The organism is Natrarchaeobius oligotrophus (assembly GCF_003841465.1).
GTDB lineage: Archaea > Halobacteriota > Halobacteria > Halobacteriales > Natrialbaceae > Natrarchaeobius > Natrarchaeobius oligotrophus.
Map to the genome: position 1 here is coordinate 170,388 of NZ_REFZ01000002.1, position 18,986 is coordinate 189,373.

The following is an 18,986-nucleotide window of genomic DNA, read 5'->3' on the forward strand; positions in this document are numbered from 1 at the left end:
CGGCGCCCCACAACTGATACTACAGGTCGTCGTAGGACTCGGACGAAGGATGCACGCTCCATCACTCTCGGATCGATCGATCGAAGCGTACGCTTCCGTGACGGGGCGCAAGCGACTCGAGCGTCTCCGGTCGCTCGCCGACGCGCTGGCGGACGTCCGGATCCTCCACGTCAACTCGACCGCGACCGGCGGTGGCGTCGCCGAGTTGCTTCGATCGATCGTTCCGCTCTGTACCGATCTCGGTATCGACACCGACTGGCTCGTCATGGACGGCGACGACGAGTTCTTCGAAGTTACCAAAGCGATGCACAACGGGCTCCAGGGAAGCGGTCCTTCGCTGACCGAAGGGATGAAAGCGACCTATCGTGCGGTAACCGAGCGAAACGCGCGCGAGTTCGACGGGGAATACGATTTCGTCGTGATTCACGATCCGCAGCCGCTCGGTATGATCGATCGACTCGAGGAGACGATGCCGGACGCGCCGATCACCTGGCGCTGTCACGTCGACCTCACGGATCCCTCCGACGAGTATCTCGCGTTCGTCTCCGAATACACGAGCAGAATCGACCACGCGGTTTTCAGCCGATCCGCCTACGAAATCGAGATCGACGCACCGACGACGATCGTCTACCCGTCGATCGACCCGCTGACGGAGAAGAACCGCTCGCTCGACGAGGGAACGATGGCGAACGAACGCGACAGACTGTACCCGCTGTCGTTCGACGCTCCGGTCGTGACGCAGGTGTCGCGGTTCGATCCGTGGAAAGATCAGTTCGGTACGCTCGAGGCGTACCGTCGTGCACGCGAAAGGGTTCCGGACCTCCAGCTCGCGCTGGCCGGGGGGATGGCCGGCGACGATCCGGAGGGAGAGAAGCTGTACGAGCGGGTCGCCGGAGAAGCGGTCGACGATCCGAACGTTCACGTGCTGGCCGATCTGCCCGACGCGAGGGTGAACGTCCTGCAGCGTCTGTCGGACGTCGTCGTCCAGAAATCGTTGCGCGAGGGGTTCGGACTCGTCGTCTCGGAGGCGCTCTGGAAGCGAACGCCGGTCGTGGGCTCGAACGTCGGCGGGATTCCGCTGCAGATCGAAGACGGGAAAACCGGCTATCTCGTCGACCCGGAGGACGCCTCGGGCGCTGGAGACCGCGTCGCGGATCTCCTCGAGGACGATCGCCGTCGAACGGAGTTCGGCGAACACGCTCGGGAGCACGTTCGCGAGCGCTTTCTGTTACCCCGTCAGCTCGTCGATCTGCTCGAGGTCGCCGTCGACGCGCTGGACCGGTCGAAATGACGTCTCGCGCCGAGTGTGACAGTCCCTCTGACGTCGGTTCGTCGACAAGTCGAGGGGCGGACTGCACGTCGCCACCGGGTCCCACACAATTATCCGCTGCGACGGTGAAGACGAGAGGGCTATGAGCCGGCCCATCGACTCGATACTGATACCGACGGACGACAGCGAGGGGGCCCTCGCAGGAGCGAAACGGGGAATTGCGCTCGCATCACGAACCGACGCGAACGTGCACGTGCTCTCGGTCGTCGACGTTCCCGACGACTCGCCCGAGATCATCGATGCGGCCGACTCGCTACGCTCGACGCTCGAGGCCGACGCGGAAGACGCGGTGGAAACCGTCGCGGAGATGGTGTCCGCCCACGATTCGGGTCTCGACGTGACGACGACGGTCAAGCGGGGAACGCCGTTTCAGACGATCCGAGAGTACGCGAAGCGACGCGAAATCGACGTCGTCGCCATGGGAACGAAAGGGAGGACGGGGCTGGACAGGGTCCTCCTCGGAAGCGTCACCGAGAACGTCCTCCGCACGGCGAGAACCCCCGTGCTCGCCGTTCCGCCGAACGCGGACGCGCCCGAGATCGACGACGTCGCGTTCGACGATCTCCTCGTGCCCACGGACGGCAGCGACGGCGCCGCGATCGCCGCCGACTGGGGTGTCGCGCTCGCAACGCAACTGGACTCGATGGTTCACGCGGTGTACTCCGTCGACACGGGTCGCGTGTCGCGGGTCCAGGAGCCGGACGAAATTCTGGCGGCGCTCGAGCACAGAGGCGAGGGGGCGATCGACGCGATTCGGGAGCGTGCCGGCGACGCCGGCGTCGGCGTCTCGGGAACGGTCGCGACCGGCTCGCCGGTAGACGTGATCCTCACGACCGCAGGTGAACGCGCCGTCGATCTGATCGTCATGGGGACGCACGGCCGAACCGGTATCGGCCAGTGGTTTCTCGGGAGCGTCACCGAGAACGTGGTTCGACAGACCGACGTCCCGGTGTTTTGCGTCCCGGTCAGCGCGGAGTCGCCGTGACGGGTCCCGCGACGCGCACCGCTATCAGGGCTGGGAATCGCTCGGAATCTGCGTGTACGCGCCGATCATTGCATCGTAAAGGTCGATTCCGCCGAGCGACGCGCCCTCGTCGACGATCGATCGGCGCACGGTCGTCGCCTCGAGCGTCACGTCCGGGAAGACCACCGCCCGTTCGACCGTGGCGTCGACGAGTGTCGCGTCCGACAGCACGTGGACGTTCTCGCCGACCGTCGCGTTCTCGAGGGTCGCCGTCTCGTCGACGCGCGACTCGCCCCCGAGTTTCCAGGCGACTGCGTCGAGGTAGCTCTCGCGGGTACCGACGTCGAACCAGGTCCCGTCGAACGTGTACGCGTACGTCGGCTCCCGCGACTGGAGCCACTGGACGAACCAGCCCGGCTCGTCGGGGTCGTTCCCCGCCTCGAGGTAGGTGGGAAAGAGCGAGAGCGTCTCGCGCGGAAACGCGTAACAGCCGATCGAGACGCGCGTGCCGGCCGGCTCGTCGGGCTTTTCCTGGAAGCCGACTACGCGGTCGTCCTCGAGGTCGACGACGCCGTATCCGGTCGCTCGCTCGGTGGAACCGACGTCGTATGCGGCGATCGTCGGCGCGTCGATTCTGTCGTAGTAGTCGAGAAAGCTCGCGAGCTCGAAATCGAAGACGTTGTCGCCGGCGATCACCAGGAGATCGTCGTCGATCCCCTCGCGGTCGATCAGCTGAGCCAGCGCGGCGACGACGCCGAACTTCTCGTCTTCCTCGCGCGTCCGTTCGATCGAGAGGCGCGGTTTCTCGTAGCCGCGTTCCGCGAGCGCCGCCTCGAAGTCCGAGGCGAAGCGCTCGTTGGTGCTGACGTACACGTCGTCGATTCGCTCTTCGATCTCGAGTTCGGCGTAGATGCGGTCGATGACGGTGCTCTCCCCGAGCGGGAGGAACATCTTCGGCCGGTGTCTCGTGATCGGCCACAGTCGCGTGGCGTACCCACCGGCGAGGACGATAGCGTCCATCCGCTCAGACCGCCTCCGACTGGTCGAGATCGTTTCTTCCGCCGCGGCTCACGTGAATCGCTATCCGGTTCGTGTTCATACGGATCAGGGAGGATCCCGGACGTGAGCTCCCACGCCACCGGTGGTAAATCTTTCATCGCCCCAGAATCGCGACGAGTCGCGAATCACGCCTCCTCGAGTTCGGCGACGGTGAGCAGCGTCTCGACCGCGACGTCGGGTGACACCGAGATCGAATCGATCCCGGCGTCGAGCAAGAACTCGACGTACTCCGGGATCGTCGACGGCGCGTCGCCGCAGATGCCGACCGGCCGACCGTGGCTGTGGGCCTCCTCGATCAACGAGCCGATCGACCGCGTGACCGATTCGTCGGTCTCGTCGAACAGGGGCGCGAGTTGCTCCGAGTTGCGGTCGACGCCGAGGGTCAACTGCGTGAGATCGTTCGACCCGATCGAGAAGCCGTCGAACAGTTCGGCAAAGCGATCTGCAAGCACGATGTTCGAGGGGAGCTCCGCCATCACCCAGACGTCCACCTCCTCGCGAGAGAGCCCGTACTCGGCCATCAACTCGAGAACGCGTTCTCCCTCTTCGGGCGTGCGACAGAACGGAACCATCACGACGACGTTGTCCAGTCCGACGTCCTCGCGAACGCGCCGGAGCGCCTCGCACTCGAGTCGGAACGCCTCGCGAAACTCCTCGTCGTAGTAGCGGGAGGCGCCGCGCCAGCCGATCATCGGGTTCGCCTCCGCCGGCTCGTACTTCCAACCGCCCTCGAGGTTGCGGTACTCGTCGGTCTTGAAGTCGCTGAGCCGAAAGACGACCTCGTTCGGGTAGAAGGCGGCTCCGATCTTCGCGATGCCTGTCCGCAACGCGTCGATGAATCGCTCCTCCTCGCCACGCTCGAGCAGCTCCAGGGGGTGATAGCCGACGTGGGAAGTCACAATGAACTCCTCGCGCGCCAACCCGACGCCGTCGACCGGCAGGTTCGCGAGCGAGAACGCCCGCGCGGGATCGCCGAGGATCAGCTTCACGTCGGTGTCGGTCTCCGGGAGGTCGTCGATCGCCTCTTCGGTGACCTCGTACTCGAGTTCGCCCTCGAAGACCCGCCCGACGTCGGTCGAACAGTCGACCGTCACGGCGGTGCCGTTCGCCAGCGTCTCGGTGGCGTCGCCGGTGCGAACGATCGCGGGAATCCCGAGTTCCCGGGAGACGATCGCCGCGTGGGAGGTCTTGCCGCCCCGGTCGGTTACGATCGCGCTCGCTCGCTTCATCACGGGAACCCAGTCCGGGTCGGTCATCTCCGTGACGAGGACGTCGCCCTCCTCGACCCGATCCATCTCCCGGTGATCGTCGAGAACCCGGACGGGGCCGGTCGCGACGGCGTTTCCAATCGCGATCCCCTCACGGAGCTCGTCGGCGGACTCCGCGAGGCTGTACGTTCGGATGACGTTCCCGTCGGCCGCCCCGTGGACCGTCTCCGGCCTGGCCTGGACGACGAACAGCTCCTCGAGTTCGCCGTCGACGAGCCACTCGACGTCCTGGGGGACGCCGAAGTGGTCTTCGATGCGACTCGCGTACGTCGCGAGCTCCCGGATCCGGTCGTCCGAGAGCGCGAACTCCGCCCGGGCGTCTTCGGGGACCGGCTCGAGTTTCGTGCCCCCGTTGCGCCGAACCATCCGCTGGGTCTTTCCGCCGAGTTCCTTCTCGACGATTCCGTTCGTGGGTTCGAAGACGACGTACCTGTCCGGATCGACCACGCCCTGAACGACGGGCTCGCCGAAGCCGTAGGCCGCCTCGATGACGACGACGTCGTCGAAGCCGGTGTCGGGATCGAGGGTGAACAACACCCCCGAGGACGCAATATCCGCACGCCCCATCTTCTGGACGGTGCAGGCGAGTTTCACCGCGAGGTGGTCGAAGTCGTTGTTCTCGCGGTAGGCGATCGCGCGGTCGGTGAACAGCGAGGCGAAACAGTGTTTGATCGACTCGAGCAGTTCCGTCGGCCCGGCGACGTTCAGGAACGTCTCCTGTTGGCCCGCGAAAGAGGCGTCCGGCAGATCCTCGGCGGTCGCGGAACTCCTGACGGCGACCTCGGGGTCGTCGATCTCCAGCCGGCTTCCCAGCTCCTCGTACCGCTGGACGATCGCGGACTCGAGGTCCGCGGGCATCTCCGCGTCCGCAATCAGGCTTCGTACTCGCTGTCCGCGTCGCTGCAGATCCGAGACGTCGTCGGCGTCCAGCCCGGTGAGTTCGGACTCGATCGCCTCGCGGGTGCCGGTCCGCTCGACGTAGAAATCGTACGCGCCGGCCGTCGTCGTAAAGCCCGGTATCACCGGCACGTCGAGATCGGCGAGTTCCCCGAGGTTCGCGCTCTTTCCGCCGACAGATCCCGTATCGGCGCTGCTGACGTCCTCCAGCCACCGAACGAATGTATTTTCTTCCATCGATCTGTCGTGCAGACCACGTGGACGGTAATAAGTCGGCGGGGATCACAGAACGTACGAGTCCCAGACGTCACAGAACGGACGGTTTCCCGAAGTCACAGAACGTACGGGTCCAGAACGCACTCCCGCGTATCGGGGAGGTTCGATCGTGGCACGCACAGCATTAACTCGCTGGCGCTGGGAGCACCCCGTGTCATGGCAGGCGATCACTCCCAGCTGGAGGCTGACGTACGGGCACTCGACGGACTGCCCGTGTTCGTCGCGTACAACGCGAACGTGGACGCGATCGTCCGGGTCGACGAGGACCTCGAGTCGTTTCTCGAGCGACCGCCCGATCCCGGCGACCGCCACCCGCCCAGTCCGCTCGCGTCGAAACGCGACCTCGCGACGGCGATCACGCACACGATGGCGGCCGGCCGCGGCGACGAAGTCGCGATGACCGACGAGTTCGCGGCGACGCTCGAGACCGAGTTGCCCCCGGACAGCCAGCAGATGGGCGGCCAGACGGGAATCATGACCAATCTCGTCTCCTCGCTCGGGGCCGCGCCGATCACGTACACCTACCTGATCTCGGACAGGCAGCTTTCGATGTTCGACCACCCCGACGCGGTGACGTACCCGATGGTCGAAGACGGCGAAGTGGAGTTCGTCCCGCTGGACGAGGCGGTCAACGCCGAACGAACCAAGATCAACTGGGTGTTCGAGTTCAGGGTTGGCGACGAACTCTTCGACGTTCGAGCGATCGAAGACACCCGGTTCATCGCGGCCTCGAGACCGCCGGAGTTCGACCTCGTCGCCGGCGACCTCGACGCACACGTCGACCAGATCGGCGACGTCGTCGACGGGGCGTTGCTCGCCGGTTATCACAACCTCACGCCCGACCACGTCGAGGAGGACTACGAGCAGGCACATCGGCACGCTCGAGACGTCATTCGTCGACTCCGATCCGGGGGCGGGAGCGACCTCATGGTACACGTCGAGTACGCCGTGACCCACGACGACGACCTGCGAGAGAGCATCTACGAGTGGATCCTGCCGGAGGCGAACGTCGTCGGCGCGGACACTCACGAGCTCACCATCCTCCACGAGGACGCTGGACTCGGCGTCGTCGACTCGCCACCGAGCGAGGAGACCGCGTTCGAACCCGACGAAATTCTCGCCCACTTTCGCATGCTCTCGGCGCTGCGTGAGGAACTCGGCGTCGACTGCATCCGGTTACACGCGATGGAGTACCACCTCGCGGTGATGGACTCGTATCTCCCCCCGACGGCGGTCGAGCGCGGACTGGAGTTCGCCGCCGTCAACGCCGCGACGAAGGCGGCGCTCGGCGACGTCACCTCCCCCGACGACCTCGAGACGGGACTCGAGTACGAGCCCTCCGAGAACGGGAAAGCGGCGATCGGCCTCCTCGCGGATCACGTCGGCGAGACGGCCGACGACGGCGTCCTCTACACCCCGACGGTCGCCGCCTGTCCCAACCGCGTCGTCGACGAACCCGCGGGAACGGTCGGAATCGGCGATATCGTCTCCGCTTCGAGCTTCGTCCTCGAGTTGGCGGTCGCCAACGGCGACGAGGAGCCGTAGCCGGCGGTTCGACCGGTGCCCCTCGAGAGCGGATACGGGTACCTCGAGCGTTCCCTTCGATCGGACCTCACCGACGCTCGACGAGCGCGTCGGCTTTGCTGCGGACGCGAATCGGCTCGAGCCGATCGGCGAGCGCGTTCGCCTCCTCGAGTTTGGCCGCCGCCTCGGCGTGAATCGTGTACAGCGAATCGCCGGCCACGACCGCCTCACCGGCTTCCCGGTGGATCACGAGACCGGCACGCGCATCGAGCGGAGCACCCGCCCGGCGCGCGACGTCGCTGAGTTGCCTGTTGTCGATGCGTGTCGCGATTCCCGACCGGTCCGCTCGGACGGTCGTCGTCTCCTCCCCCGGCTCGAGATCGTCGGATTCGACCTCCGAATCGCCGTTCTGGGCGGCGACGATCCGTCGGAATCGCTCGAGGGCTCGACCCGAATCGAGGACGTCGGCAGCCGACGCGTCGACGCCGCAGTGGTCGAGCAACATCTCCGCGAGTCGGATCGATTTGAGCCGGAGCGGCTCCGGGCCGTCGCCTTCTAACACCGCGAGGACGTCCCGGGCCTCGAGGACGGGTCCGACGCCGCGGCCGGTCGGGGCGGTTCCGTGAGTGATCGCACAGGTGACGTCCACGTCGAGGTGGTCACCGACGCGTTTGACGTCGTCAGCTAGCTTTCGCGCGTCGACGAGGCTCTCGACTTTCGCACCTTCTCCGTACGGGACGTCGATGACGACGTGCGTCGAGCCGGCGCTGCGTTTTTTCGAGAGCACCGACGCGATGAGCTGGCCCGGCGGGTCGATCGAGAGCGGATTCTCGGCGCGAATAATCTCGTCGTCGACGGGTGAGAGGTCGACGCCGCCGCCCCAGACGAGACAGCCGTTCGTCTCGGCGACGATGGCTTCGATTTCGTCGATCGAGAACTCGACGTCACAGAACACCTCCATCACGTCCGCCGTACCCGCCGGCGAGGTCACCGCACGGGAGGAGGTCTTCGGCATCGTCAGACCGGTCTCCGCGACGATCGAGACGACGATCGGCGTGACGGAGTCGCCGGCCACGCCGCCGATCGAGTGTTTGTCCGCGACGACCGGACCCTTCCACGTCAGCTGCTGTCCGACCTCGGTCATCGCTTGCGTTAGATGCTCGGTCTCTTCGAGCGAGAGGCCGTTCGCGTAAATTGCCGAGACGTAGGCCCCGAGTTCGACGTCGGAGAGGCGGTTCTCGTGAACGTCCCTGACGATCGTCTCGAGCTCGTCCGCGTCGAGTTCGACGTCGTCCAGCTTCTTGCGGACGTACCGAACCGACCGCGGCTGTCCGGCCAGCGTGACGTCGACGGTACCGCGGACGTGGCGAAGCGGTTCCGTCACGCCGATCGTTCCCCGGTCGACCAGTTCGTCAGTCCGCTTGACGATGCCCGTCATCGATTCGGTCCCGTCTTCGATCCTGACCCTATCGAGCGGATGTGCGCCCATCTCGGCCGCGTCGACGGAGTGTAACAGCACGAGCGGGCGTGTCGTCCCGATGTCGATAGTGACGGCGTCGAGTTGCATTCGTCCGTGGACTCACACCACGTGAGCAAAACAGTAGCGGGAAGCGACGCTCGAGGGGATCGTTCTCGAGACGGTCCGAACGACCGTACCGTGGCCTTCGACGGGCGGGATCAGTTGCGTACCGTCGTCGCGGGACACAACCGTAGACCAGCCGCGATTGGAGCAGTGCTCCGGTCGCTGTGCACGAACCGCGTCCGCACGCAGCTTTCGTCGTGTCGACTGCGTCGGCGATGAGTTCGCACAGGTCGTCGGCGGTGATGATCCCGACGAGGTCGGTACCGTCACGGACTGGAGGTCGTCGTGGTCAGCCATCAGACTCCTCACCCGGTAGGACCCGCCGTCGCACTCGAGCGTCGCCGGATTCGCCGTCGTCACGTACTCGTCGCTCGGTCGGTTGTACCGATGCCCCCGACGACGCGCAGGCCCCGATCGCGGTCGGTGACGACGTCGATCACTGGGGGAATTAAGGGACAGATCGTCGTACACCGTGACAGATGATCGTTCACAGCGCTTTCGACACTACCGCCGGCGGTCGGTGGCGTTGGCGGAGTGATCGCAAAGCACGAGCGTCAAGATAGCCGTCGTCCGCCCAGTCACGCTCTCGAAACACGTCGAAATTGAGACTACGCTACCGATAGCGACTACATACGCGTGTCACGATCAACACACGACGAACGAACCGAAGCTGCGCCGACTGCCGACTGGCACTCCCGGCCCCTCGAGGACGTCTACGCGGCCCTCGAGACCACCGACCGGGGACTGGATCCGGCGGAAGCGCGCCGCCGCCTCGAGCGGGAGGGTGCGAACGAAATCGAAGCGGGAGAGGGGATCACGCCGCTACAGATCCTCGTCGAGCAGTACAAAACGGCGCTGATCTGGGTGCTCGTGGTTGCCGCCGCCGTGATGGCGGCGGTCGGTCACACGATCGACGCGGCGGTCATCGCCGGCGTAGTGATTTTCATCACCGTCTTCGGTTTTCTGCAGGACTATCGCGCCGAACAGAGTATCCAGGCGCTCAAGGAGATGTCGACGACGTACGCGCTCGTTCGCCGCGGCGGCCAAAAGACCGAGATCGACGCCAGAAAGGTGGTTCCGGGCGACGTGATCTTCGTCGAATCGGGTGATATCGTTCCCGCCGACGCCCGACTGATCGAGGAATCGAATCTACGCGTCGACGAGGCGGCGCTGACCGGCGAGAGCGTCGGCGTTTCGAAGGAAGTCGGTGTGGTCGACGAGGGGACGTCGCTGGCCGAACGCGAGAACACCCTGTACAAGGACACCGTCGTCGAACGCGGTTCGGGAGCGGCGGTCGTCGTCGAGACGGGTCCCGAAACGGAGATCGGCCAGATCGCGACGGCGCTCGAAGGAGCCGAAGAGCGCGATACCCCGTTTCAGGCGGAGATGGATCGCCTCGGAAAACTCATCGCGCTTGGCGTGATCGGCATCGTTTCGATCATCGCGATCACAGAGCTGGTGATCGGCGATACGCCGCCATTGCAAGTCTTTCTGACGGCGGTCGGCGTCGCCGTCTCGGCGGTTCCGGAGGGTCTCCCGGCGGTCGTCACGCTCTCGCTCGCGCTCGGAGCCCGCCGGATGGCCGAGAAGAACGCACTCGTACGGAGACTGCCGATCGTCGAAGCTCTTGGATCGGTCGACGTCGTCTGTACGGACAAGACGGGGACGCTCACCGAAGAGGAGATGACGGTTCAACGGATCGTCGCCAACCGCGAGACGTACGAGGTGACGGGCACGGGATTCGACGTCGACGGCGAGTTTCGTCGTGACGGCGAGCCCGTCGACGTCGACCGGGTCGCCGAGATCTTGCGCTGCGGGATGCTCTGTAACAACGTCGACCTGGGTACCCGCGAGCGTGACGACGACACCGAACCGACGGAAGACGGATCCGGGGAACGGGACCGAGCCTACCTCGGAGACCCCACCGAAATTGCCCTGTTCGTCGCCGCACAGAAGGCCGGGTTCGACCACCGCGAACTGGCCGACGAGTACCCGCGTCTCGATGAGGTCGAGTTCACCTCCGCGCGCAAGCGGATGACGACCGTCCACGGAACTCCCGATGGGGGAACGACCGCTTACATGAAAGGCGCACCCGAGACCGTTCTCGAGCGGTGCGACCGGGAACTCGTCGACGGAGAAGTCGTCGAACTGACGGCCGACCGACGGCGAGAGATCGAAAGACGAACCGAGGAGTTCGGCGAGGACGCACTCCGCGTGATGGGGTTTGCCTACCGGCCCGACGTCCCCGACTTGCAGACGCGCGATCCCGACGAAGACCTAGAGCAAGAGATGGTCTTTCTCGGCCTGCAGGGAATGCTCGATCCGCCTCGTCCCGAGGTCCCGAACGCGCTCGAGGGCTGTCTCGATGCCGGCATCAACGTCGTGATGATCACCGGTGACAACGCCGTCACCGCTCGCGCCGTCGGCGAGCAAGTCGGGCTCAGCTCGACGACGGTGATCACGGGCCCCGAACTCGAGGAAATGAGCGACGACGAGCTTCGGGACGTCGTCGACGGCGTCGACATCTTCGCACGCACTTCGCCGGATCACAAGACGCGAATCCTTCAGACGCTCCAGGGCAAGGGGCACACGGTGGCGATGACCGGCGACGGGGTCAACGACGCGCCAGCCGTGAAAAACGCCGACGTCGGCATCGCCATGGGAATCCGCGGGACTGACGTCACCGAGCAGGCATCGGACATCGTCCTGCTCGACGACAACTTCGCGACGATCCGGGACGCCGTCGAGGGAGGACGGCGCATTTTCGACAACGTTCGCAAGTTCGTCAACTACCTGCTGTCGGGCAACGGGGGCGAGGTGACGATGATCTTCACCGGGACGCTCGCCGGTCTCGGGCTCGTGATTACGCCGATCCAGGTCCTCTGGATCAACGTCGTCACCGACGGCATCCCTGCGCTCACGATGGGCGTCGACCCGGCCGCTGAGGACGTCATGGAGCGCGATCCCCGGCCACCGGACGAGGGCGTCATCACCGAGCGGATCGTCACGTCGATCGTCGGTATCGCGATATTCATGACGATCTGTCTACTTCCCCTGTTCACCCTCAACTACTTCGGCGAACTGATTCCGGGCTACGACGTGACCGGTACGCTACTCGGATGGAGTCCCGACTACGAGGTGGGACGCGACCTCGCTCAGACGATGGTGTTCACCGGGTTCGTCGTCTTCGAGATCGTTCGAATTCAGGCGATCCGGTACCGATACGGGCTTGGAATTCTTTCGAATCGGTGGCTCGTACTAGCCGTCGCCGTCGCGATCACGCTGCAGCTACTCGTACTCTACACGTCGACGGGGCACCTGCTGTTCGACGTCGAACCGCTCGCGCTCGTTCACTGGGCCCAGATCGGCGTCGCTACGGTTGTTTTCGCGCTGCTGATGGCCGTCTTCGTGAAAGTTCAGGATCGGTTCTTCGATCGGTACTGAGCCACACCCGTATCGCTCAACCGCGTCATCCGGGTCCGCTGTCAGTCGATTCCGGTCCACTCGTGAACGACCGGCCAGACGCGTCGACGGTCCGATAATCACGATCCTCGAGGATCGCCGTCTCGGTGCGGGGTGCGCTGACGCCGATCACAGGGACGTCAGCGAAGCGGACGGCGCGTTCGGTCGTGTCCTCGAACAGGTGCGTTCCGAGACAGTCTCGCCGCGGTCCCCATCACGATGCAGGCGGCGTGCGTGGCCGCCGTCGCGAAAATTCGCTGATCGACTCGGCGCCTGGGAACCCACACGTCGACGGCGACCAGTCGCGACTCGCGACCGACCTCGTCCGCGGATTAGACTTCACAGGACAAGGTCAGCCCGCTCTTGACGCACTCGATCTGGATTGGATCGTCGTACGTGATGGAGATGCAGTCCATCGACTTCGTGTACCGTGTCGCCGTCGTAGACGGATCCTCAGCCGGTGTTAGCATTCCGGCTTTGGTCAGCTGGTCGAGCTTTCGATACACGGTGCTGATCGGGACGTCGCACTCGGTTGCGATCTCTTTCGCCGTTTTCGGTTCGTCACACGCCAGGAACAGCTCTCTAGCCTCGTCGTCCGAGACCACCTCCACGATCGCCGGCGGATCGCATCCGGTCGGTCGATCCTGGGCTTTCAGATTGCAGGGGAGTGGTTCGTGGGACACGTGTGATACCACGGGGAACCTCGAGTTACAAGCCGGTGACAACACCTGTCTCGTGGGAATGTGAGTCACGTTTATGGGTTCCGACCACCGTCGTCGACACTGATCGACGTACTCCTCGCCGGATGTGTCGGTACGTAGAAGCACCGAATGCGACGGACGACCGCCCGTCCGATCCGAAGAACGTGGCAGTCTGCGCCTCGGTCCATCCGATACGGTGACGTCGGATAACGCACCCGTGCGGCGACGCCACCTATCGAATGGACCGTCTACACGCTCTCCCCGGGTCGGGGAAACAAATTTATCACCAGCCGTGGCCCGCTCGAGTATGAGAGAGAACGTAGATGGCGGATCGAAACGGGGAGACACGGTTCGAATCGGACTCAACGGGTTCGGACGCGTCGGCCGGAGCATCCTTCGCGCGTCGCTGGCCAACGACGACGTCGACGTCGTCGCAGTCAACGACGTGATGGACGACGACGACATGGAGTACCTGTTCCGGTACGATTCGGTCCACGGCCGACGTCCGGGCGTCTCCCGCGAGGGAAACGTCCTCTCGGTCGACGGCGAGGACGTGCTGTTGCTCTCCGAGCGCGAGCCGGCCGAGTTACCCTGGGCGGAACTCGACGTCGACGTCGCGTTCGAGGCGACCGGCCTGTTCCGTACCCACGACGAGGCCGCAAATCACCTTGAGGCCGGTGCCGACAAGGTGATCATCTCGGCCCCGCCGAAAGGCGAAAAAGCGGTTCCGATGTTCGTCTACGGCGTCAATCACGAGAAGTACGACGGACAGGACGTTCTCTCGAATGCCTCGTGTACCACGAACTCGGTCGCGCCGGTCTTACAGGTCCTCGACGACGAGTTCGGCATCGTTTCTGGCGTGCTCATGACCGTCCACGCTTACACCGGCAGTCAGGGACTGGTCGACGGGCCGATGGACAAACGTCGACGCGGTCGTGCGGCCGCCGAGAACATCGTTCCGACGACGACCGGCGCTGCGCTCGCCACGACGGAGATTCTCCCCGGACTCGAGGGGAAACTCGACGGGATGGCGATGCGCGTTCCGGTCCCCAACGGATCGATCACCGACATCACCGTCAACGTAGCGGCCGACGTCGAGCGAGACGAACTCCTCGACGCCATCCGTACCGCGGCCGACGATCGTCTCGCCGGCGTTCTCGGCTATACGGACGACGAAATCGTCTCGCGTGACATCGTCGGACTGCCGTTTGCCTCCTACGTCGACCTCGAGTCCACGATGGTCGTCGCGAACGACATCGTCAAACTGCTTGCCTGGTACGACAACGAGTACGGCTTTTCGACCCAGATGCTGGATCTCGCGCGATACGTCGCCGTCGAATCGGAAATCACCGAGGCGGCGGGGACAGTAACCCACTGACGTCGCTCGCGCGGTTTTCGCCGACGCGTCGAGACGCGCACACCGTGCGTTCCGCAACCTGCTGGCGTTTCTGTGGCCGTCTCGTGCGCGCGAGAACGAGCGGGAACCGGCGACCATGCGGCGTGGTATCGGCGGACCGATCTCGCTCTGTGGCGTCACTGAACCTGCCGTCGCTCGGGGACCCGATCCGACTCGCGTCTCTCGATAGCGGGCGGAGATCCGTATACAGCGGCGAGGGCACGAAGCGAACGGGTTGTTCGGCGTTCGTCGCGAGGCGGTTCCGACGACTGGAACACCACTGCCGTCTCGATCGCGAGCGACGCGTCTCGGGTACACCGCCGCACCGAATCCCGCGCTGGGGTCGAAGAGCCCCGCCGAAGACGTCCGCGACGGCGTGGCCTACACCGGCCGCGAGTCCGCGGCGACGCAACTCTCCGTCGTCACGTTCGCCACACCTGTTTTCAGCCCGTAATATCTCCGTTTCAGCGCCAATATTTCGTTATCTTCGTCGAGTAATTACGAGTGTACTACCGTAAATACGCGTATATACACCCGTACCTGTACGGGAAAGCTCTTGTTATTCCCCGGGACCGGCGAAACGGTACGAGACAGACTAATTGATAGCAGGTATGGAATATATCGGACGGGATCGTCAGTCGCCCTACGAGGTGTCTCAGTTTGGACGAGATCACCAGTCGTTCGAGGAGGTCGACCCGAGTGCGTCCACGACGTCGGACTCGACGAAGCAAATCAGTGGGACGAAACCCTCACTCCATCCGTTCGAACTCCACCGGATTATTAGCGCCGCGGTGACGTACGGAATCTCGATGGCGAGTGTCAGCTTGCCGACGTTCGAGTGGACAGCGTCGTGCGACCGTCTGGCGCGATAGCTCGAGCCCGAAAACGAAGTCCTGATGGTCTGCGACAGCGAGGACGATCCCATCGCGAGTGAAGAGCTTCCCGAGGAAGCCCGGTTGCTCATCGCCGGGGAGTCGGAGGGCTGTTCCGGCAAGGCAAACGCCGTGGCGTTTGCGCTGGAGCGTGCGTCTCAGGATCGGATCGTGTTGACCGACGACGATGTCGAACGCGACGACGACTGGCTGGAGACGCTCAAGCGACTCGGCGAGGAACGCGGGACGGCGACGGCGATTCCAGTCTTTCTCAGCGACGACTACCCGTTCAAACTGTTAGAGCCACTTTGCGTCGTTCTCGCGTCGTTCGTGATCGGTCGGACGAACTGGATTACCTGGGGTGTGGGGTCACCTTCGACCGACGCGAAATCGACCTCGAGGACTACGTGACGAACCTTCGAAGCACGGTCTCGGACGACGCGCTGCTCGCCGAGTACACCGACGAGGTCGTCGCTTCTCGGGAACTCGTCAGCGTGGTACGCGTCCCGGGTGGTCCTCGCATCACTTACGAACGGATCACGCGATTCGTCACGATCTTCTATCGGTTCACCCCTCGACGGACGATCGCGATTCTCGGGCGCTTCGTGGCCGTCACGGCCGCGACGGTCGCCGGCCCCTGTTCGTCGCCGCGGGTGTGACGTATCTCGCACGGGCTCAGTATCGTACGCTCGGCGTCGATCGACGAACGTGGCTGTTCGCGGTTCCGTCGCTCGTCCTCGCACCCCTCTTCGGCATCGCCGGGATCGTCAGGCCCACCTTCGTCTGGGGCGATCGTCGCTACCGGTGGGACGACACGTTCGACGTAACCGTACTCGAGTAGGTCATTCCGAGAGATGCTCCTCGAGGTCGTCGTACAGCGCCCGAGCCTGATCTTCGGTCAGATCGACGATGGGCTGGCGCCGATATTCGGGCGGTTTCGACTCGGGGTGTGGGCGAAAGTAGCCGTCGAGTTCGTACATTCGTCTCCCCTCGCGCTCGCGGACGCGAACCTCGATGTGGTCGTATTCCATACCTGGCGATACGTCCTCGAGGGGGTTAATGGTTCCAGCGCATTCGTTCCCCGCTTCGACGTCGAGGTCGTTCGATTCGTTTTCGTCGATGGTGGCGTCGAACGTCGAGTAATCGGTTAACTCGACCCGCGGAGAACGACGTCGCGTGAGACGTTCCGTGGCAATCGACGGTACTGAAACGTCGACGAACGCACTCGCCTTCGCGACCGACTCGCGGACGCGATGGACGGTTCGGTCGCCCACACTGTCGACCTGCCGTCTTCGAAGAAGCTGCCAGCGATCCGATCAGTGGCCCCGGTGACGCCGCCGACCGGCTCGCGATCGAGCGAATCGACGACGCCGATGACGTCAGAACCGACGGGCGCACCGCCGTTTCGAGACTGGCGTATCGAGTGTGTACTCGACGCGCTCGTTCGAAACGGCGTCTCCGATATTCGTGGATGACTGCTATCGGATCGATCGTTCGAGCTGTACCGCCCGTGGGAGGTCCTGCAGGGTCGTTCGCGGCCAGTGGAGAACGCTCGGGGGACGACTCCGACTTCCGGGGCGTCGGGTTCGGCCGAAGCTCGTTTCGCTCCCGTCTCCGATCCCTTCACGGCTCCAGGTAGCTCATTGCCTCGTCGTCGGATACCTGCCCGAAGTCCGCGTAGAACTGACCGACACCCCTGAATGCGGCGGGCGTCTCGAGACAGACCACCTCGTCGACCTGCGCTTCGAGGTCGGCGATCGTATCCGGCGGACCGACCGGAACGGCCAGGACGATTCGCTCGGCGTCGGATCGCTCGAGTTTCGAAAGACACGCCCTCAGAGTCGAGCCGGTCGCCACCCCGTCGTCGACGACGACCACAGTTTTCCCGCCAAGATCGGGTGCCGGTCGGCCGACGCGGTAGCGTTCAGCCTTCCGGTGGGCGTTCTCCGCTTCGATCTCACGCCGTTCCTGGAAGTACCCCTCGTCGGTTCGCGTCCCGTTGATCGCTCGTTCGTTCCGCCAGGCGCTTCCGTCGCTCGCCACGGCGCCGACGGCGTACTCCGGATTTCCCGGCGCACCGATCTTCTTCGCGACGACGACGTCGAGCGGTGCCTCGAGCGCGTCCGCGACGGCACGTCCCAACGGGAGTCCGCCGCGCGGGACGGCGAGGACGATATCGGCGTCGATCCCGCGCTCACGAAGGGCCTGGCCGAGTCGCTTTCCCGCGTCGGTTCTGTCCGCGAACTGTCGAACCCCAGCCATCGTTCCGACCGTCTCCACGTGACGAGACGTCAAAAAACGAGTGGACCGTCCGATCCGCCCACCCACGTGCATCAAGTTCACCGCCGACGTCGGTTCACCTATGACCAACGATACCGACGCGTTCGTCTCCATCCCTGTCGATGACGTCGAACTGGAGGGGGCCCTCGAGGTACCTCCGGGAACTCCTGGTGTCGTCGTCTTCGCTCACGGCAGCGGCTCGAGCCGCAAGAGCCCGAGGAACAACTACGTTGCTGACGTCATCCGCAGCCGCGGGCTCGGGACGCTGTTGTTTGACCTCCTCACCGAAGTCGAAGACCGAGACCGTGGGAACCGATTCGACATTCCGTTGCTCACGGATCGTCTCGTCGCGGTCACCGAGTGGCTGTGGTCTCGCGACGGGACGGGAGATGCTGGGATCGGCTACTTCGGTTCGAGTACCGGCGCTGCGGCGGCGCTGCGAGCGGCCGCCCGACTCGAGACCGACGTCGACGCCGTGGTCTCACGCGGCGGACGCGTGGACATGGCGTCCGCAGTGCTCGAGGAGGTTCGAGCGCCCACGTTGTTCGTCGTCGGCGGCGCGGACACGCAGGTGCTCGAACTCAACCGCGAGGCACGGACGCAGCTCTCCTGTGCGAACGACCTCCACGTCGTCGAGGGGGCCGGACACCTCTTCGAGGGCGAGGGTGAACTCGAGGAGGTCGCCGACGTCGCAGCCGACTGGTTCGCAGACACGGTAGCCTGATGCCGACGGCGCTTTCGCGGAAGATGCGCGCCCTGTTCGTCCGCGACCAACCGGCTAACAAGTCGGCCCGGGGCCACCGTCGACGAAACGAGGCGCTTCTCGAGACCGTTCCGGAGGGAGACGGTCCTGAGCGAAACCAGTACCCCGTAGCCTGACGTCCCTGTTCGACGACCGCGTTAGTGCGATCAACGTCGACGAAGTCACCGGAGAGATACAGCACCGCCTCGAACTACGGACACCGGTCGAACCGTGCGAACAGACCGAGCGACGCTCGTGAGACTTGGTGAGTCGATTCCGACGAGCGTGGCCGAGGACCGTGCGACCTCGCGTTCCGTGGAAATCAAGCGTGACGTGACCGGTGTCGTGGACGAACGCGGACAGCGATTCGACTGTCGGAAGTTCATCCCGCGAAGCAGCGACCGCAAGGGAGACCGGACCGACGTGCCGGAGGCCGGATACCATTCGCGGATTATCGTCGACCTCGGGGCATCGCAGGCGCTGCCATCGGCTTTTCAACAACTTCGTGATCAGTTGCCCGAACGTGCGGCCGACCAGAACTGGGAACGCTGTTCGAAGTGGTCAACAGCGCCGGCTTGGGTGACGCTCAGGGGGCCCGGGCCGGAGGCGGATCACAACCGGTCCAAACGGGAA

The 18,986-nt window shown here is 64.7% G+C and carries 16 protein-coding genes; 10 read left to right on the forward strand and 6 right to left on the reverse strand.

Going from position 1 to position 18,986, the window contains the following annotated elements:
- Positions 1-49 precede the first annotated feature (49 nt).
- Together EA472_RS03615 and EA472_RS03620 are read left to right on the forward strand one after the other, a co-directional pair.
- Positions 50-1,291: a glycosyltransferase gene (locus tag EA472_RS03615; protein WP_124190149.1), complete on the forward strand. Its 1,242-nt coding sequence runs from the start codon at positions 50-52 to the stop codon at positions 1,289-1,291.
- Between the two features lie 121 nt (positions 1,292-1,412).
- Positions 1,413-2,315: a universal stress protein gene (locus EA472_RS03620; protein WP_124190150.1), complete on the forward strand. Its 903-nt coding sequence runs from the start codon at positions 1,413-1,415 to the stop codon at positions 2,313-2,315.
- A 24-nt stretch (positions 2,316-2,339) separates the two neighbouring features.
- On the opposite strand, the gene EA472_RS03625 is transcribed toward EA472_RS03620, so the two are convergent.
- A complete protein-coding gene (locus tag EA472_RS03625) occupies positions 2,340-3,314 on the reverse strand; it encodes a sugar phosphate nucleotidyltransferase (protein WP_124190151.1) in 975 nt (324 codons plus the stop codon).
- 164 nt (positions 3,315-3,478) lie between these two features.
- Positions 3,479-5,755 carry a pyruvate, water dikinase gene (gene ppsA, locus EA472_RS03630; RefSeq protein WP_124190152.1) on the reverse strand — a complete coding sequence of 759 codons (2,277 nt, stop codon included), beginning with the start codon at positions 5,753-5,755 and terminating at the stop codon, positions 3,479-3,481.
- A gap of 195 nt (positions 5,756-5,950) precedes the next feature.
- Between ppsA and EA472_RS03635 the strand changes: the two genes are divergently transcribed.
- Positions 5,951-7,339 carry an ADP-dependent glucokinase/phosphofructokinase gene (locus EA472_RS03635; protein WP_124190153.1) on the forward strand — a complete coding sequence of 463 codons (1,389 nt, stop codon included), beginning with the start codon at positions 5,951-5,953 and terminating at the stop codon, positions 7,337-7,339.
- Between the two features lie 67 nt (positions 7,340-7,406).
- Here EA472_RS03635 and EA472_RS03640 read toward each other — a convergent pair whose 3' ends face one another.
- Positions 7,407-8,885 carry an AMP phosphorylase gene (locus EA472_RS03640; RefSeq protein WP_124190154.1) on the reverse strand — a complete coding sequence of 493 codons (1,479 nt, stop codon included), beginning with the start codon at positions 8,883-8,885 and terminating at the stop codon, positions 7,407-7,409.
- Positions 8,886-9,536: 651 nt separating this feature from the next.
- On the opposite strand from EA472_RS03640, the gene EA472_RS03645 reads away from it, so the two are divergent.
- Positions 9,537-12,344 (forward strand): cation-translocating P-type ATPase, encoded by a 2,808-nt coding sequence (locus EA472_RS03645; RefSeq protein ID WP_124190155.1) that lies wholly within the window; start codon positions 9,537-9,539, stop codon positions 12,342-12,344.
- 350 nt (positions 12,345-12,694) lie between these two features.
- Here EA472_RS03645 and EA472_RS22910 read toward each other — a convergent pair whose 3' ends face one another.
- A complete protein-coding gene (locus tag EA472_RS22910) occupies positions 12,695-13,045 on the reverse strand; it encodes a winged helix-turn-helix domain-containing protein (RefSeq protein WP_243637767.1) in 351 nt (116 codons plus the stop codon).
- A gap of 325 nt (positions 13,046-13,370) precedes the next feature.
- Here EA472_RS22910 and gap point away from each other — a divergent pair, with 325 nt between their 5' ends.
- The 4 genes from gap to EA472_RS22925 all read left to right on the forward strand — a co-directional run bounded on the left by gap (position 13,371) and on the right by EA472_RS22925 (position 16,172).
- A complete protein-coding gene (gene gap, locus EA472_RS03655; RefSeq protein WP_124190157.1) occupies positions 13,371-14,441 on the forward strand; it encodes a type I glyceraldehyde-3-phosphate dehydrogenase in 1,071 nt (356 codons plus the stop codon).
- Positions 14,442-15,355: 914 nt separating this feature from the next.
- Positions 15,356-15,742: a glycosyltransferase gene (locus EA472_RS22915; RefSeq protein WP_243637768.1), complete on the forward strand. Its 387-nt coding sequence runs from the start codon at positions 15,356-15,358 to the stop codon at positions 15,740-15,742.
- A complete protein-coding gene (locus tag EA472_RS22920) occupies positions 15,739-15,990 on the forward strand; it encodes a hypothetical protein (protein WP_243637769.1) in 252 nt (83 codons plus the stop codon). Before EA472_RS22915 ends, EA472_RS22920 begins: the two co-directional genes overlap by 4 nt.
- Positions 15,987-16,172, forward strand: coding sequence for a hypothetical protein (locus EA472_RS22925; RefSeq protein WP_243637770.1), 186 nt, complete (start codon positions 15,987-15,989; stop codon positions 16,170-16,172). Before EA472_RS22920 ends, EA472_RS22925 begins: the two co-directional genes overlap by 4 nt.
- A gap of 1 nt (position 16,173) precedes the next feature.
- Here the strand turns inward: EA472_RS22925 and EA472_RS03665 are convergent, their stop codons facing one another.
- Positions 16,174-16,362 (reverse strand): hypothetical protein, encoded by a 189-nt coding sequence (locus EA472_RS03665; protein ID WP_124190158.1) that lies wholly within the window; start codon positions 16,360-16,362, stop codon positions 16,174-16,176.
- Between the two features lie 592 nt (positions 16,363-16,954).
- A complete protein-coding gene (locus tag EA472_RS03670) occupies positions 16,955-17,593 on the reverse strand; it encodes a phosphoribosyltransferase (protein WP_124190159.1) in 639 nt (212 codons plus the stop codon).
- Positions 17,594-17,693: 100 nt separating this feature from the next.
- Between EA472_RS03670 and EA472_RS03675 the strand changes: the two genes are divergently transcribed.
- Positions 17,694-18,335, forward strand: coding sequence for a dienelactone hydrolase family protein (locus tag EA472_RS03675; RefSeq protein ID WP_124190160.1), 642 nt, complete (start codon positions 17,694-17,696; stop codon positions 18,333-18,335).
- Positions 18,335-18,490, forward strand: a complete 156-nt coding sequence (locus EA472_RS22355) for a hypothetical protein (RefSeq protein WP_165874812.1) — start codon at positions 18,335-18,337, stop codon at positions 18,488-18,490. Before EA472_RS03675 ends, EA472_RS22355 begins: the two co-directional genes overlap by 1 nt.
- Positions 18,491-18,986 lie beyond the last annotated feature (496 nt).

Bases quoted from the DNA above. Each gene is read 5' to 3' on its own strand.
- EA472_RS03665 (WP_124190158.1), bottom strand. From the start codon at position 16,362: ATGGAATACGACCACATCGAGGTTCGCGTCCGCGAGCGCGAGGGGAGA.
- EA472_RS03615 (WP_124190149.1), top strand. From the start codon at position 50: ATGCACGCTCCATCACTCTCGGATCGATCGATCGAAGCGTACGCTTCC.
- ppsA (WP_124190152.1), bottom strand. From the start codon at position 5,755: ATGGAAGAAAATACATTCGTTCGGTGGCTGGAGGACGTCAGCAGCGCC.
- EA472_RS03640 (WP_124190154.1), bottom strand. From the start codon at position 8,885: ATGCAACTCGACGCCGTCACTATCGACATCGGGACGACACGCCCGCTC.
- EA472_RS03635 (WP_124190153.1), top strand. From the start codon at position 5,951: ATGGCAGGCGATCACTCCCAGCTGGAGGCTGACGTACGGGCACTCGAC.
- EA472_RS03675 (WP_124190160.1), top strand. From the start codon at position 17,694: ATGACCAACGATACCGACGCGTTCGTCTCCATCCCTGTCGATGACGTC.
- EA472_RS03670 (WP_124190159.1), bottom strand. From the start codon at position 17,593: ATGGCTGGGGTTCGACAGTTCGCGGACAGAACCGACGCGGGAAAGCGA.
- gap (WP_124190157.1), top strand. From the start codon at position 13,371: ATGAGAGAGAACGTAGATGGCGGATCGAAACGGGGAGACACGGTTCGA.
- EA472_RS22355 (WP_165874812.1), top strand. From the start codon at position 18,335: ATGCCGACGGCGCTTTCGCGGAAGATGCGCGCCCTGTTCGTCCGCGAC.
- EA472_RS03620 (WP_124190150.1), top strand. From the start codon at position 1,413: ATGAGCCGGCCCATCGACTCGATACTGATACCGACGGACGACAGCGAG.
- EA472_RS22915 (WP_243637768.1), top strand. From the start codon at position 15,356: ATGGTCTGCGACAGCGAGGACGATCCCATCGCGAGTGAAGAGCTTCCC.
- EA472_RS03625 (WP_124190151.1), bottom strand. From the start codon at position 3,314: ATGGACGCTATCGTCCTCGCCGGTGGGTACGCCACGCGACTGTGGCCG.